The sequence below is a fragment of the [Scytonema hofmanni] UTEX 2349 genome, assembly GCF_000582685.1.
Classification (GTDB): domain Bacteria; phylum Cyanobacteriota; class Cyanobacteriia; order Cyanobacteriales; family Nostocaceae; genus Hassallia; species Hassallia hofmanni.
The window spans coordinates 5,310,560-5,326,424 of the sequence record NZ_KK073768.1; the positions used below are offsets into that span (position 1 = coordinate 5,310,560).

The 15,865-nt window shown below is 41.8% G+C and carries 11 protein-coding genes; 7 read left to right on the forward strand and 4 right to left on the reverse strand.

The features are described from left to right. Positions 1-7 precede the first annotated feature (7 nt). Positions 8-4,273 (reverse strand): non-ribosomal peptide synthetase family protein, encoded by a 4,266-nt coding sequence (locus TOL9009_RS40880; protein WP_051503061.1) that lies wholly within the window; start codon positions 4,271-4,273, stop codon positions 8-10. A 223-nt stretch (positions 4,274-4,496) separates the two neighbouring features. On the opposite strand from TOL9009_RS40880, the gene TOL9009_RS0129315 reads away from it, so the two are divergent. Then, positions 4,497-4,856 (forward strand): hypothetical protein, encoded by a 360-nt coding sequence (locus TOL9009_RS0129315; protein ID WP_029636931.1) that lies wholly within the window; start codon positions 4,497-4,499, stop codon positions 4,854-4,856. 447 nt (positions 4,857-5,303) lie between these two features. Here the strand turns inward: TOL9009_RS0129315 and mnmA are convergent, their stop codons facing one another. Further along, positions 5,304-6,365: a tRNA 2-thiouridine(34) synthase MnmA gene (gene mnmA / locus TOL9009_RS0129320; protein WP_260675990.1), complete on the reverse strand. Its 1,062-nt coding sequence runs from the start codon at positions 6,363-6,365 to the stop codon at positions 5,304-5,306. A 535-nt stretch (positions 6,366-6,900) separates the two neighbouring features. Between mnmA and TOL9009_RS0129325 the strand changes: the two genes are divergently transcribed. Then, on the forward strand, positions 6,901-7,839 hold the full coding sequence (locus tag TOL9009_RS0129325) for an SPOR domain-containing protein (protein ID WP_051503062.1): 939 nt from the start codon (positions 6,901-6,903) through the stop codon (positions 7,837-7,839). Between the two features lie 228 nt (positions 7,840-8,067). Continuing rightward, complete coding sequence (locus TOL9009_RS0129330) at positions 8,068-9,621, forward strand: bifunctional ADP-dependent NAD(P)H-hydrate dehydratase/NAD(P)H-hydrate epimerase (protein ID WP_029636937.1); 1,554 nt, start codon at positions 8,068-8,070, stop codon at positions 9,619-9,621. A 135-nt stretch (positions 9,622-9,756) separates the two neighbouring features. Here the strand turns inward: TOL9009_RS0129330 and TOL9009_RS0129335 are convergent, their stop codons facing one another. Then, the gene (locus TOL9009_RS0129335; RefSeq protein WP_029636939.1) at positions 9,757-9,990 is read right to left on the reverse strand and encodes a hypothetical protein; all 234 of its coding nucleotides are present in this window, start codon (positions 9,988-9,990) and stop codon (positions 9,757-9,759) included. A gap of 414 nt (positions 9,991-10,404) precedes the next feature. Between TOL9009_RS0129335 and TOL9009_RS0129340 the strand changes: the two genes are divergently transcribed. The 4 genes from TOL9009_RS0129340 (at position 10,405) to TOL9009_RS0129355 (ending at position 13,960) form a co-directional block, all read left to right on the forward strand. Further along, a complete protein-coding gene (locus TOL9009_RS0129340) occupies positions 10,405-10,818 on the forward strand; it encodes a XisH family protein (RefSeq protein WP_029636941.1) in 414 nt (137 codons plus the stop codon). Then, a complete protein-coding gene (locus tag TOL9009_RS0129345; RefSeq protein ID WP_029636942.1) occupies positions 10,806-11,141 on the forward strand; it encodes a XisI protein in 336 nt (111 codons plus the stop codon). Before TOL9009_RS0129340 ends, TOL9009_RS0129345 begins: the two co-directional genes overlap by 13 nt. Positions 11,142-11,323: 182 nt before the next feature. After that, the gene (gene uvsE, locus TOL9009_RS0129350; protein WP_029636943.1) at positions 11,324-12,268 is read left to right on the forward strand and encodes a UV DNA damage repair endonuclease UvsE; all 945 of its coding nucleotides are present in this window, start codon (positions 11,324-11,326) and stop codon (positions 12,266-12,268) included. Between the two features lie 93 nt (positions 12,269-12,361). Further along, positions 12,362-13,960 (forward strand): Hsp70 family protein, encoded by a 1,599-nt coding sequence (locus TOL9009_RS0129355; protein ID WP_029636945.1) that lies wholly within the window; start codon positions 12,362-12,364, stop codon positions 13,958-13,960. A 488-nt stretch (positions 13,961-14,448) separates the two neighbouring features. Here the strand turns inward: TOL9009_RS0129355 and TOL9009_RS0129360 are convergent, their stop codons facing one another. After that, a complete protein-coding gene (locus TOL9009_RS0129360; RefSeq protein ID WP_038296683.1) occupies positions 14,449-15,846 on the reverse strand; it encodes an MATE family efflux transporter in 1,398 nt (465 codons plus the stop codon). Positions 15,847-15,865: the final 19 nt, after the last annotated feature.

The window sequence follows — 15,865 nt, forward strand, 5'->3', positions numbered from 1 at the left end:
AGTAGTATTAAAAGAGGAAATTGCTACTAACAAAGTAGTTAAAGTACGTGCTTAACAGTCGTGCATCTACAGGAGGACAAACAATAGAAGTTCCTGCCAATCCTTCTAAGGTATTCTGACAATCAAAAGCCTGCCATCCCATTGAAGAATTTTCTAAATAAGTTTTCTGTTGACCATAATTTTTTTCTGTCACTAATGGCAACACAGAAATCAATGCATTTTCTTCAGAACGCTTACTCGCATTAATCAGGTCTGCTTGCCATTTTTCGTAGGAAATTTGTTGCACAGGATACCCCAAAGAATTGATTTCCTGAATAATTTTGCTTAAATGCAAAGGCTGTTGATTAACTAAATGAAAGACTTTACCCACTGATTCTTTCTGTCGTGATAAATGGACAATGGCTCGGCTGACATAATCTACAGGTATCATATCCATAAACAAATCTAGATCAGGTGCGCTACCCATTTGGATAAAACCTTTCAGGAGTCGGCACATCAAATCATCGGTGTTTGTTACCCCGGTTTGACTATGCCCTGTAATCATACCTGGTCTGTAGATACAAACAGGAATACCTCTAGCACGAGATGCCATCAACAACTTTTCAGCTACCCATTTACTTTGACCATACCCATCAGCAGGAATCGCACTATCATTGATATATTCTTGTTCGGAAATAGACTTTTTACCAGCGTAGGCATGTGATTCAAAAACGGCTAAACTAGAAATGTAATGAACTGGTTTCAGTTTGATTTGAGTTGACAGACGCAAAATTTCCTGAGTTCCCAGAACATTAGTAGATCGCAGTAAGCTGTAGGGATAAATTAAATTTACCATCGCCCCATTGTGGTAAATAACATCAATGTTTTGGGCTAACTGCTCAAATTGTTCCTCAGACAGTCCCAAAAGTGGCTTTGATAAATCTCCGAAAACGGGGATAATTCTAGAAGAAAAACTTTCATCTTCAAGTGCATAGCTTTGCAGATTTTTTGGAATTTTATCTTGCACTTGGTCAACATTACCTGCACGGACTAAACAATAAATGTTTGCTTGTGTAGAGAGCAAAAGTTCTTGGAGTAAAAAAGCTCCTAAAAATCCCGTTGCTCCAGTTAAGAAAATATTAGCAGGTTCAGTTAGAAGTTCAAAGTTGCTAGCAGGCGGTAAAATTGTGGGGTCTAAAACAGCATCAGCCTGCAAGTTTTGAATAGTTGTAGTGTTTAAGTTTACCAGGATACCCGATTGAAAGCATGAATTAATAACTTCAGCAAGTCCGGCTACAGTAGGTTTCTCAAACAAGTACATTAGAGATAACTTCACCTGAAAAACTTCTTCCATTTGAGTAAGCAATTGGGGAGCTAGTAAAGAATGTCCCCCTAACTCAAAGAAGTTGTCGTAAATTCCGATTGGCTCAATTGCCAAAACTTGCTCCCAAATTTGTGCTAACTGTTGCTCAATAGAATTGCGCGGTGCAACATATGCTACTTCTAAATCGGGTCTAGTTTGGTTAGGTTCAGGAAGCGATCGCCTATCTACTTTTTTGCTGGGTGTCAGTGGTAAGCTATCCATAATTACAAAGCTAGAAGGGATCATGTGGTCTGCTAGGTTTGCTTTTAAGTAGCTGCGTAGCTGTGGAACCAGTTGCTGAGTTGCATTTTCTTGCGTGGGGTTATTAGCAAAGACACTCCAATCTGACCCTTTTTTGTCAGAGGTATCGACGCCTTTTGATTGACGATCCGTCAGGAGTTGGGGAGTTACCCTCTTGAATACCACATCGTAATGACCATCATCACCAGAATTTGACCAATTAATTTCTACTGTATAAGGTAATTCAGCGCTTAATGCCCATATATCTTCGGGGTCTACAGCAGCTTGGGTAATTTCCCGTAGAGATTCCCTCAACTGAGCAACATTTTGTAGTGCATTGCTGCTAGCTAGCAATTCTATTGCTTTCACATCTGCGAGAATCCGAGCATTGGGGACGTGCCGTATTCCCAGTATTTCCGGTTCTGCCACTAGCAATTGGCGCAAAGCTGGTAATGTTAGCTGCTCCTGTTGCCAATCTAACCACGGATGCTCTACCATGATCGCAACTTCACCCCCTACTTGGAGAATTACATCGTAGCGGAAACGCACCAGTTCGTTGTGATACCGTCCCCGCTTAATTTGGATCTGCACATTGCTAATTTGGGGTAAATACTGTTGGAGAGCGGTAAAAAAGGCTGGGTCAATTACCAATCCCTTTTCTTGGTTCAGCCGCTCTTGAATGTGCTGATGCAGTTGGTTTGTGGATAGGGAAGGGGGAGCTTGATACAATTGCACCGATGTATGGAAAGCGGATAGTAGCGGCAGACTGCGGACATCCCCAACAAAAACGAACCCTCCTGGAGCAACGCGAGCGATCGCACTTTCTAAAACGCTCACTAGATAATCAATACTGGGGAAATACTGAATGACTGAGTTAATTACCACAGCGTCGAAAGTTTCATCTCCTATTCCCTCCAGATTGTCCGCTGCTCGTTGATAAAGCTTTACTTGTGACCAATCTTGCTGTGATGAATGCAACTGTTGCTCAATATAACTCACTGAGGCAGCTGCAATATCTGTGCCACAATAATATTTGCAATGGGGAGCGATTCTAAATAGCAGCAGACCTGTACCACAACCAATTTCCAGTATCTGCTTGGGTTTTAAGGAGAGAATCCGCGCTACTGTATGGTCAACCCACTCCCTGACCTCCTCAGCAGGGACGGGCAGACCTGTATAGCTATTGTTCCAGCCGTTAATATTAAACGTTGGGTCTATTTCCGCTGTGGGTTGGCTGTAAGCATCATCCCATATCTGCTGCCATTGGGCAGTTTGCTTAAAAGATACATCTTGGGATTGGTCTTGGGGAACCACGTAAGCTATCAAGCGTTTATCGCCTATCTTATCCTCACCACAAGTAACTACTGCTTCCCTAACAGCAGGATGTTGCGTGAGTACCTGTTCAATTTCCCCTAACTCAATGCGAAAGCCGCGAATTTTAACTTGGTGGTCAATTCGCCCGATGAATTCAATATTACCATCGCTTAGATAGCGAGCTAAATCACCTGTTTTATAAAGGTGCGTTCCTGCTTTTCCACTGAACGGGTCGCAAATAAATCTCTCATTAGTTAAATCAGGCTGGTTAAGGTAGCCTCTTGCTACACCTATACCCCCAATGTAAAGTTCTCCAGCTACACCAATAGGGACAGTTTCTACAGGGTCTGTCTGATGGCGCAAATTTTGGTCTAGGAGATAAATCTGGGTGTTGGCGATCGCTCCTCCAATGGAGATGGTAGCATCTTTTGACTCGACTTTGTAGACTGTTGACCAAATAGTTGTCTCCGTGGGACCGTACAAGTTCCACAGGGAACAGCACCTCTGCAACAGTTCAGATGCCAGTTTTTGCGTGAGGGCTTCACCACCACAGAGAATTTTTAGGTGTTTGTTCCCTTGCCATCCAGCAGCTAACAGCATTTGCCAAGTAGCGGGAGTAGCTTGCATGATGGTTGCATTCATGCTATTAAGTTGTTCTTTTAGCAGTTCACCATTAGTAGCTACTTCGCGACTCATTAGCACCAGACGCGCTCCCACGCTTAGGGGCAAATAAATTTCAAGTCCGGCAATGTCAAAAGATATGGTGGTAACTGCCACTAATATATCTTCTGCCGTCATGCCCGGTTCGCGACGCATGGAAGTTAAAAAGTTGACCACAGACCGATGCTCAATTTGCACTCCTTTCGGTTTACCTGTGGAGCCAGAGGTGTAGATGGTGTAAGCTAAGTTGTCTGGTGTCACTCCACTGACTGGGTTTTCATCGCTTTGAGAGTCAATTTTGTGCCAGTCGCTGTCTATACAAACTACTATACTCGGCTGTGTAATTATGCTAGCGTCAAGAATGTCCCGTAATTTACTTTGAGTTAATATGACTGAAACTTGGGCATCTCCCAGCATCAAGGCTATGCGCTTTTGGGGATATACTGGGTCTAAGGGTAGGTAAGCTGCACCTGCTTTGAGAATACCTAAAAGTGCAATGATTGTATAGGGCGATCGCTCCATGCAAATTCCCACTAGCACCTCTGGTCTTACTCCCAAAGTCCGTAAGTAGTGCGCTACTTTGTTGGACAACCTATTTATTTCTTTGTAGGTGAGTTGCTGATCCTCAAAAATGACAGCAACACTGTTAGGAATTTGTTCTACTTGATCTTCAAATAACTGATGAACACAAGCTGTTTGGTTATAATAGGCTTCCATTTTCAGCAAAATAATCTGTATTCTCAAGCATAAAATTAGATGCGCTGACTTTGATTGGAGTTGGTAATTTCAATCCCGTAGACGAGGCAGCTTTTATCCATGCTTTTGAATCTACCATCTATCTGTACCTATTTTTTAGCGGTAGCTTGGTGATGAAGCTTTAAGTCGCGGTAGAATTGGCGATCGCTTAGGTGAAGCAAATATCCTGCAAGAATTTGGTAAGTTGCAAGACAACCCCCAGCAAGCATTAGAATATCTCCACCAAGCTCAAAATCTCTACATTCAAATTGGTGATATATATAGTCAAAGTCGCAATCTGCTGTTTATCGCTGATGTCGAGTTAAAGATGGGAGAATCAAACGCAGCAATTATTTCTTTAAATGAAGCTGCGACACTCGCTGCCGAAATTAACTATACACCATTCCAAGAATACGCTCAAGCTCGCATCGCCCAGATTAATACACCCTCTTCCCCATCTGTGGGAATCAAAGACAGATTTATCAACTTTACCCAGAAGCGTTGGGTGCAATTTACCTTTTGTTTTCTAGTTGGATTAATTGCTTTCCTCTTGTGGCGTCGTTAAGAGCAAAGTTCGCAAGTTGAATTCTTCAGAATAGGGTCTATATGTCCACACCTTTTCCATCATGAATACAATACCTTGTCAACTTTCACATGTCAATAGGAAAAACCGAGTTTCTTCAACAATGCGATCGCTAAAATGACACCCTAGCGTTGGGTGCAATACATCAAAGAATTAAGGAAACGCAGATGAACGCAGATGGACGCAGATAAATCTGTACTTGATTCAAACGAGAACCGCTATAGTCTGATTAATTGCTTTTCTCTTGTGGGGTGGTTAAGAGCAAAGTTTGTAAGTTGAATTCTTCAGGATAGGGTCTATATGTCCACACCTTTTCCATTATGAATACAATACCTTGTCAAGTTTCACATGTCAATAGAAAAAACAATATCCCCGGCTTCTTCTGTGAAGTCGGGGATATGAGTTTTGAGAGCGCTGAAGCGCTCACTACTAATTAAACTTTTCGATAATGCCCCCACCTAAGACTTTATCGCCTTCGTACCAAACGGCAGCTTGTCCGGGGGTGATGCTGAACTGGGGTTCGTCAAACACTAAGCGGACTCTATAATCTTCTAGGGGAATGATGGTTGCGGGTACGGGGTTTGAACGATAGCGAATTTGGACTTCGGCACGAATTGGGGTTGATGGTTCGGCTATAGAAACCCAGTTTACACGTTGTACAGTGCATTCTGGTTCGGTGGCGAGAGTGCGATCGCCTACTATCACTTTATTATTCACCGCATCCAACCCAATTACATACAGCGGTTCGGCAGCGGCAATACCTAAACCTTTGCGCTGTCCTATGGTGTAATGATGGACACCATCGTGTTGTCCCAGCACTTTGCCGTCACCATCGACAATATCGCCTTTTTTCGGTGCTAAATATTTATCTAGAAAAGCTCGCATTGAACCGTTACTTTCTACCAAGCATAAATCTTGGCTTTCTGGCTTGTCAGCGGTTTTCAAGTTATATTCGGCAGCGATGCGACGCGTATCTGTCTTATGTAATTCTCCAAGTGGGAACACTGTTGCGGCAAGTAAATCTTGCGACAAATCGTAGAGAAAATAAGATTGGTCTTTGTTGCGATCTACAGCACGTAAAAGCTCGTAACGATTAGTAGCTTCGTTGTAGCTAATTTTGGCATAATGACCCGTAGCGATGCGATCGCATCCCAATTGTTCGCGGGCATATTGTATCATTGGAGCAAACTTGACAGTTTTATTGCATTGGGAACAAGGCAACGGTGTAATACCAGCGCTGTAACCAGATACGAGATAATCGACAATGTTGGTTTGAAAGACTTCGCGAATATCAACAACTTGATGGGGAATACCCAATTGTTCACAGATATAAGCCGCGTCGATCATACCCTCAGAACAGCATTGACCTTTGCCTTTCATTAGCCAAAGAGTCAAACCAACAACTTCATAACCTTGATTATGCAGGATAGCAGCAGCAGCGGAACTGTCAACGCCACCAGAAAGACCAACGACGACTTTTTTCATAGGAATACACGGTATACGGGAACTCAGCTTTTCAAAGCTGAGAGGGAAGCGGCACGAGCGATTAAAATCGCCGTGAATATTCTGATACCATTACCGCCTTGGGGTTGTTTAATTCGGTGTACTTTTGTGATGTACTTTCAATGGGACAATTGCCATTTCAAATCTGACAACCCTGTACGCATAATGTTTATGAATGAGCCTCCCTTGCGGGGTAATGTTCGCTTCGACCTGTTATAAGGGCTTGTTAGGCTTGCAACACTGTTCCAGTGACTTTAGAACTGTTTAATTACAAGCGACAGAGCGGGGAACTAGCGTCGCATTCCGAGGTGTCATGACCCAAATAACGCTTAACCTATTGCTAGGTGGTCTGGTCAGCACAGCTTGTTTGATTTCTCTTGCAAGCTCAGTGGCTTTAGCCCTGAGTTACTGACATCCGGAAATTGAGCTTAGGCAACTTATTCTAAGCTAACACTATGTATTTACTACAACGGTTAACTGATTAGTTCCAGGAAAAAATTATCTAGAAATATTGACAAAACTTATGTTAAGTGCAATACCAATTCAAGAGTCAAAACGCGCAGAGACGCGATTAATCGCGTCTGTACAAGGGTCAAGAGTCAAAGGTCAAGAATTTACTTCCTTAGTTTCTCTACTTTCGCTACTTTCCGTACTTTCCCTACTCTTCTACTCTAACCCAGCACAAGCGCAAATCAATCGCAACGGGGTTTTGCTTGCTCAACAACCTTTACCACCACTACCGCAAAACTTGCAACCACCGATTCCCTTTAATCAAGAGGCATTACCGCAGTTCAATACAGCGCAACAAACTGACTTTAATTCTCAAACCACCTACCAAACAACTCCACCTGATCAAGAGTTTAATAATAATCAGTATCAGTATCAATATCAATATCAATATCAAAACAACCAGAACGTAGGTAGATACGTGGTTTATGTCGATAATGGTAATTCTGGATTACTGCAACAAGTACGTCGAGTTGAACCCACAGCTTTATTAAGACAATATCAAGGACGTTCTGTAATCCAAGCTGGAACCTTTAGTAAACCAGATAACGCTCAACGGCGCGTCAGAGAACTGGCAGACAACGGAATCAATGGAGTACGGATCGTTAGTTCCAACGGACAGGAAATACCCGGAGGTTATTCAGGAGGTTATTCAGGAGGTTATTCAGGAGGTTATTCAGGAGGCTATTCAGGAGGCTATTCAGGAGGCTATTCTGGGAATAATAGAAGTAATTATTACTATGTAGTGATTCCGGGGCGATCGCAAGATTTACCAGTAATTGAAGACAAAATTAGACGCAATATCGGACAAAGGGCGGTAATATTGCAAAGAAACCAGCCACTAGGGTCACATGTAGCTGTTGGAGGTTTTACTCAACGAACCGTAGCAGAACAATGGAACAGTTATCTGCGAAATTTAGGCTTCGGTAATGCCAGAGTTTATTACGGAAAGTAACATCGTATGATATAATGCCCGACAAATCACACATATTGTAGAGACGTTCCGGTGGAACGTCTTTACGACGGTTGCAATATTTTTATTAATGTTAATTAAGCGGGCATGATATGACCCTTGATATCATATCCGACAAATGACACATATTGTAAAGACGTTCCGGCGGAACGTCTCTACGACGGTTGCGACGTTTTTATTACTGTTAATTAAACGGACATGATATGACTCATGGTAGATCGACTAGAACAAATTTCCCAAATAATAGTTACTGCACAGCAAATGCGCGATATTGAAGCGCGGATATTTGCGGCGGGAATGCCTGTAGCTGCTTTAATGGAAAAGGTCGCAGGATTAATTTCGCGCAAAATTCAAGTTCTTTATTCTAATCTGCCAAGGGTAGGAATTCTCGCAGGTCCCGGTCATAATGGGGGAGATGCGCTAGTTGTGGCTCGTGAGTTGCATTTTTGCGGCTATGATGTCAAGATATATTCTTCTTTCTCTAAGCTGAAAGAATTAACTTGGCAGCATTTGCAGTATGCTCAAAGTTTGGGTATCCCCTGTTATGAATCGATAGAGGAACTGTCAGATTGCGATTTTTTGATTGATGGGTTGTTTGGATTTGGCTTGGAAAGAAGGTTGCAAGGTGCGATCGCCAAAACGATAAATCAAGTTAATTCTTGGTCTAAACTAGTTATCAGCATTGATTTACCTTCAGGGTTACACACAGACACAGGTGAGGTGTTGGGAACTGCGATTCGTGCTACACAAACGTTTTGCTTGGGTTTGTGGAAGTTGGGTTTATTCCAAGACGATGCTTTAGAATATATTGGCAAAGCTGAATTAATCGACTTTGATATCCCTTTGGCTGATGTGCAAGCTGTTGTGGGAGATGTAAACAGAATTCACCGCATCACTCAAACCACTGCACTTTCAACTTTACCGCTACCACGTCCCGCCGTCACTCACAAATATAAGGAAGGGCATTTACTGCTGATTTGTGGTTCACGACGCTATTCTGGAGGTGCAATTTTAACTGGTTTGGGTGCTAGGGTAAGTGGTGTGGGAATGCTTTCGATAGCTGTACCCGAATCTTTGAAGCCGCTTTTAGTGGCACAATTGCCAGAAGCACTAATTATCGGTTGTCCGGAAACTCAAACAGGTGCGATCGCTTCTTTGCAATTACCCAAAAATACCGATTTGAGTTCCTTTGATGCGATCGCTTGCGGTCCCGGTTTGACGGGAGATTCTACCCCAATTATACAACAAGTTTTGGAAAGCGATCGCTCTTTAATTCTCGATGCTGATGCTTTGAATATTCTCGCACAGATGGCAACTATCCCCACCTTACAAAAACGACAAGCAGTCACAATTCTTACCCCCCATGCTGGTGAATTCAAGCGGTTGTTTCCCGATGTCAGCGATGCGATGAAAGATAGAGTGCGTGCTGTGCGCGAAGCTGCCCTGCATTGTGGTGCGATAGTATTGTTAAAAGGAGCGAGAACAGCGATCGCAAATTCCCAAAATTCAGTCTGGATTAATCCCGAAAGCACTCCAGCTTTAGCTCGTGGTGGTAGCGGTGATGTCTTAACGGGGGTACTCGGTGGACTGTTAGCGCAAGCTAAATCTAAGCATATTTCTGTAGAGCAAATTGTCGCAACTGCTGCTTGGTGGCATTCCCAAGCGGGGATTTTAGCGGCTGAAGAGCGGACAGAATTGGGTGTTGATGCTTTTACACTCACAAATTATTTTATACCTGTTTTGGCATCAGTTGGAAAGAATTGAATTGATGCCAGATTATATCATGTTCGACAAATCAGACATATTGTAGAGACGTTCCAGTGGAACGTCTCTAGCTGAATACAGAATAATTTACATTCCTTTGTGCGATCGCTTTTGGGTTTGCACTCACACGCAACATTACCTAGTTGATGATTCAGGTTTTGATGCCGGCTTCAAAAATATCCATGCGACAAAGAAAGTCGCTGCTGTAAATAGTTGCGTTAGATCCAAAGCTGACAAATACCCATCAGAAAAAGAAGCAATACTGCGATCGGTTATACCAAATAACCAAGATGAAATACCAAACAGCCAAATCCCATTCTTGAGACTTCCTACGAATTTATTAGAGTTTGATGATTGTTCGTTGTTCATAATTTCCTGCTTGATGATTTCGTAGAAATTCCTATATGTAATTTGTTTGTATCTACTTTATATTAATAAATATTTTCTTAACTTGACTAAACTGCCAGAATATACATCTAAAGATATTTGATGATTCGAGTTCTGAAATTCTATACAGGGTAGTCATGCATTTTTGTGACCTAAACGACAATAATATCTAAAAAAATTAACATTTCGTAAATATAACTCTTTAGATAGATATTTGGGGGAATGAGGAGTAGGGGAGTGGAGCAGATAAGAAGCAAGAAGAATAATTCTTTCACTCCCCCTTTTCCTTATTCCTCATTCCTCATTCCCCATGCCCTGTTAAAATCGGTTTCGCTGGCGAATTGCTAGATATTATCGGTACAATGAGATTAAATTGGTGCAGAATTTGTTTAAGATATGGCACGCGATCTATTTCATAACATCGTTAGGTCTGCACTAGAAAAAGATGGGTGGGTGATTACAGACGATCTATTAACTATTCGTTGTGGTGGGGTTGATATTCAGATAGATTTAGGTGTTGAAAAACTTTTAGCGGCAGAAAAAGGTACAGATAAAATAGCTGTTGAGATTAAAAATTTTGTTAGTGCCTCCAAAATTTCTGAATTTCATATGGCATTGGGGCAGTTTATTAATTATCGCACGGCATTACGTTCGGAAGATCCAGAGAGAATTTTATATTTAGCCGTTCCATCAGCAATTTATAGTGATTTTTTTAATTTACCTTTTACTCAAATAGTTGTGAGTGAAAATAATTTGAAAATTCTTATTTATGATATCGAGAAGGAGGAGATTATCGAATGGCTAAATTAGAGGAGTATCGAGAACAGGTCAAGCAGATATTAATTAAATATTCCCAGTATAAGCCGAGTTATGGGGAAGTTGAGATAGAAGAGATTTTTGATATTGAGCGTGATCGCTATCAAATCGTAAGTGTGGGTTGGAATAATCAAAAGCGAATTTATGGTTGTATGATGCATCTAGATATCAAAGGTGATAAAATTTGGATTCAGCAAAATACAACTGAAGTCGATCTAGCTAGTGAGTTGATTGATATGGGTGTGCCAAAACATGATATTGTGATTGGTTTTCACACTCCAAAAATGCGTCTGTTAACAGATTTTGGTGTAAGTTAAATAGAACTGTAGCAAATTAATATTTTATAAAAGTAACTCTTTAGATAGATATTTGAGGGACGGGGACAAGGGGGAGACGAATTTTGCCCATTGCCCAATCTTCTTTTATGCCTTTAGATACTGATTTTTTGGGGGCAAAACTTAGTTAAATCAAACTAAGGCGATACTATAGAAATTATTTAATGACTGCAATCCAGATAAACAATTCATCTAATGTAGAGCAGCAAAAAGGTGTTACACCTGAGTTAGGGCTGGTGTGTATCACCTTTTCTTCATTGGTGCGTTTTCGGACGATGACTCGCACGCGATATTTGCAACTGACCAAAGAACAACGTGAAAGCGCTCTGAGAGAACTTTATCGAGATAATTTGCAGCGTTTGAATCTTGGCTTGTCTTTTTGTCAAGATAATCAGCTTCGGCTTTATCGCATGTCGTCTGCTTTGTTTCCTCTAAGTGATATGGAAGATGAAATCGGCGCACATATATTAGAAGAGATGAGCGGCGATTTAGCCAAAATTGGGCAAAAAGCGGCAGAATTACAAATTAGAATGGTGCTGCATCCAGATCAATTTGTAGTTTTGAGTTCTGATTCGCCAGATGTGGTAAAATCAAGTATCAAAATTCTTGCTCGCCACGCGCAGACGCTTGACTTGTTAGGGTTGCCAAAATCCACTTGGTCTTTGATGAATATTCATGGTGGCAAATCTAAACGTACAGATCAACTGGTGCGAGTAGTTTCGGAACTACCAGAAAACATCAAAAACCGCTTGACTTTTGAAAATGACGAATACGCTTACAGCAGTGAGGAAATTTTAGAAGTGTGTCACCGAACTGGTGTGCCAATGGTATTTGATGCTCATCACCATATCTGCCATGAAAATTTAGATAGCTACGATGATGCAAGTGTAGCATCGATGTTTTATGCAGGGCGAGAAACTTGGGCTAATCCAGAGTGGCAATTAGTGCATATTTCCAACGGTGAACAAGCTTTTAAGGATAGAAAACACAGCGAATTGATTACTGATATGCCAAGTGTATATCGGGAAGCACCTTGGATAGAAATTGAAGCAAAACGCAAAGAAGAAGCGATCGCCCATTTGCGCTCTTGGTGGGTTATGGGAAAATAACAGGGGTAAAGGGTAAGAAAGAAGAAATATTTTAGCTTTCCCTCTTCCTACTCCCTTTCCCCTTTCCCCTTTGCCCTTTACCCTTCCCCTTTTATGGCGATCGCAATCGATTTTGGTACTAGCAACACAGTTATTGCACGTTGGAATCCTGTCACCAACAGCGCAGAAACCCTGACTATACCAGGTTTGTCAGTTAAACAAAGCTTGAATCCACCACTAATTCCCAGCTTGGTTTATGTTGAAGATGCTTCTACTGGACAAGTATTAGTCGGGCAACAAGTGCGCGATCGCGGTTTTGATTTAAGTAGCGAACCGCGATTTTTTCGCAGCTTTAAACGCGGTATTGGTGCAGAAATTCAAGGTTTCTTACCCGAACTTGATGGACAAAATATCACATTTGAGCAAGTAGGGCAATGGTTTCTTTCTCAAGTGATTTCAGAATTAGCACCGATGCAAGGAGGGTTAGATTCTCTAATATTAACCGTGCCGGTAGATAGCTTTGAAGCTTATCGTCATTGGTTAGGAAAAGTTTGTCAAGCCCTTCCCGTCGAATCTGTACGAATGTTAGATGAACCCACAGCCGCAGCTTTGGGTTATGGGTTGGTAAATGAAGAAATACTTTTAGTAATTGACTTTGGTGGGGGAACTTTAGATTTATCTTTGGTACAGTTAGATAAAAGCGTCCAAAGAACCGAAAAACCAGTTGGTTTTCTGTTGAAATGGGGTAATAAAACTTTAGCCGAAGATTCAAAACAAAAGGTAAAAATAGCCCGCGTACTGGCGAAAGCAGGGCAAAATCTAGGCGGTACTGATATTGATAATTGGTTGGTAGATTACTTTGCCAAAAATCAAGGATTAGCGGTAAGTCCTTTGACAACGCGATTAGCAGAAAAGATAAAAATTCAGCTTTCAACGCAAACTCAAGGAAACGAAGTTTATTTCGATGATGAGACATTTGAAAGTTACGAATTAGAACTAAATCGTGATACTTTAGAAAGTATCCTCAAAGAACACTCGTTTTTTGAATTGTTAGATGATTCCATGACGACACTGTTACAACAAGCGCGACGTCAGGGAATCGAAATTACCGATATTAATGCAGTTTTATTAGTTGGTGGAACAGTACAATTACCCGCAGTGCAAACTTGGGTAAAGCAGTATTTTAGCGAAGATAAAATTCGTTGCGAACGTCCTTTTGAAGCGATCGCTCAAGGTGCTTTACAATTAGCCCAAGGTGTAGAAATCAAAGATTTTCTTTACCACAGTTACGGTGTCCGCTATTGGGATCGGCGCAACAAGCGCCATAGCTGGCATCCTATCATCAAAGAGGGACAGCCTTACCCGATGAATCAAGCCGTAGAATTAGTTTTAGGCGCATCTTTAGAAAATCAGCCCAGCATAGAATTAATTATGGGGGAATTGGGAGCGCAAACAGGCGGCACCGAAGTATTTTTTGATGGCGATCGCTTAATTACCCGGCGTCAGGATAACATACAAACAACCGTCCAACCCCTCAACGACAAAGATGGCGCCAGAACAATAGCCCAACTTACCCCCCCAGGATATCCGGGAAGCGATCGCATCAAAATTCTTTTTCAAGTCGATGGGCAGCGCTTTTTACGAATTACAGTTGAAGACTTATTCACACATGAAACCCTCTTAGAAAATCAATTAGTCGCGCAATTGAGTTAAAAAGAATGAGCAATTTGAGGAGGGGGAAAGGGTAAGAAAAAAGAAATATTTTCCCAAGTCGTCCCCCTGGGAGAACGCATCTAAGAGGATGTTTTAAAAGTATTGGGCGAATATAATTCGCTACTACACAAGCAAAGTCCACGGAGGTGGACTAACCAAAAATCAAAGTTTTTAACCCGCGCAGGCGGGTTTTGTCTGTGTAGCCAAGCCAGTGCTTTGCGGGGGTTCCCCCCGTTGTAGCAACTGGCGCGCGACTTCTAGTGGAGGAAGTCGGAAAAAAGTGACCAGCCTTCATCCGTAAAAAGTCGTGCGGTATCGAGGATCTAGAAAATAAGGCTGGTCACTTTTTTTTGCCCTAATGTACTAGTCGCCAGGGCTACTTCTAAGCGATCGCAAAAAACATGTTTGTCGTTCATAATTACTCAAGTCAAATAAAGAGTATAAAACATTAGTTAATTTGAAAAGTTTAGACACTAAAAACGCAACCCTCATTCTGTGTCAAAAGCAAAGCCCAATCCTCTTTCGCTGGCAACCCTATAAAACCACACCATTAAAAATATGCTCGAAATTGCCGGAGCTAGAATTAAACCGTACCATAAACCAATTCCTCCCCATCCTAAAATTATTCCCATTAGATAACCTCCACCCAGCCCAACACCCCAGAAAGAAAACATGTTAATTAGCATGGGCACATGGGTATCCTGCAACGCTAACAAAGCCCCAATACAAATGTATTGAATACTGTAAAAAATTTGGTAGACTCCTGCTAATTTGAGGAAAAAAGTTGCCTGACTAATTGCCACGGCATTATCGGGATTATTGATGTCCAAATAAATGGCGGCAATGCGTGAGGCAAACAGATCAAAACCCAGCGCTACAACAAACGCAAAGAGTACGCCCAATGCAAGATTGACAAACACTGCCCTTAGTAATGAACTAGTATTTTTCTCTCCTATCATCTGCCCTACTCTCGCCGTAGTCGCAGAAGAAACTGCCATTGGGATTGCCAAAAAGATATCTGACGCTTGGATAGCGATTTCATGAGCTGCCAAACTGGCGGTTCCGAAGTTTCCCATCAGCATTGCTGTGACGGTGAACAGCCCCAGTTCCATTCCCAGCTGGATTCCCATCGGCCATCCGGTCAGAAAAATTTGGAAAAATACCTCTTTATCAAACTGATGTAGATAGCGAAAAAGCTGGTAATTTCTACTCTTAGGATGGAAATAAATCATACTAATTGATGCTAAGAAACTCACCCAATAAACGAGGGTAGTTCCCCAGCCTATTCCAGCTAAACCAAGGGCAGGAAAACCTAAATAGCCAAACATCAGCACGTAATTGACAGGAATGTTTAACAGTAAAGAAACAACTATAATTACCATGCCAAATTGCGGGAAATTGATGGCAGTGGCAATGTATTTTAAATATAAAAAGCCGATCGCCGCAGGTAATCCCCAAACTAGAGCGTGTAAATAGCTTTTTGTCAATAAAACGTTGCTTTCTTCTTGACCTAAGGCGGGCAGTATAGAGTCACAGTTCCATAACAAAAGCATTGCAGGTAAGGATAGGGCAGCTGCCAGCCACAGTCCTTGACCAGTAATACGGCTGACTCTATCTATATTGTTTGCTCCAAAAGCCTCAGCAGCGAGCGCTTCTCCTGCTGTGAGAATACCAAAGCAAACAGATAACAGAGTAAAAAAGGTGACTACACCCAAAGCACCCGCCGCTAAATGTTGAGTGCCAAGCAAGCCCATCATTACCGAATTCATCACAGGGATGGCAATTTGAGCTATTTGAGCAACTGCTAACGGTACAACCAATCCCAGACTAACTCGTGCTTCTGTTAGAAGCTCTGACTTAAATTCTGTTGAGGTTATTTGCTCCATGAACTTAGTATAAAATTGC

Excerpts from the sequence above, each read along its gene's own strand:
- TOL9009_RS40880 (WP_051503061.1), bottom strand. The coding sequence starts at position 4,273 with ATGGAAGCCTATTATAACCAAACAGCTTGTGTTCATCAGTTATTTGAA.
- TOL9009_RS0129325 (WP_051503062.1), top strand. The coding sequence starts at position 6,901 with ATGTTAAGTGCAATACCAATTCAAGAGTCAAAACGCGCAGAGACGCGA.
- TOL9009_RS0129330 (WP_029636937.1), top strand. The coding sequence starts at position 8,068 with ATGGTAGATCGACTAGAACAAATTTCCCAAATAATAGTTACTGCACAG.
- TOL9009_RS0129335 (WP_029636939.1), bottom strand. The coding sequence starts at position 9,990 with ATGAACAACGAACAATCATCAAACTCTAATAAATTCGTAGGAAGTCTC.
- TOL9009_RS0129340 (WP_029636941.1), top strand. The coding sequence starts at position 10,405 with ATGGCACGCGATCTATTTCATAACATCGTTAGGTCTGCACTAGAAAAA.
- TOL9009_RS0129345 (WP_029636942.1), top strand. The coding sequence starts at position 10,806 with ATGGCTAAATTAGAGGAGTATCGAGAACAGGTCAAGCAGATATTAATT.
- uvsE (WP_029636943.1), top strand. The coding sequence starts at position 11,324 with ATGACTGCAATCCAGATAAACAATTCATCTAATGTAGAGCAGCAAAAA.
- TOL9009_RS0129355 (WP_029636945.1), top strand. The coding sequence starts at position 12,362 with ATGGCGATCGCAATCGATTTTGGTACTAGCAACACAGTTATTGCACGT.
- TOL9009_RS0129360 (WP_038296683.1), bottom strand. The coding sequence starts at position 15,846 with ATGGAGCAAATAACCTCAACAGAATTTAAGTCAGAGCTTCTAACAGAA.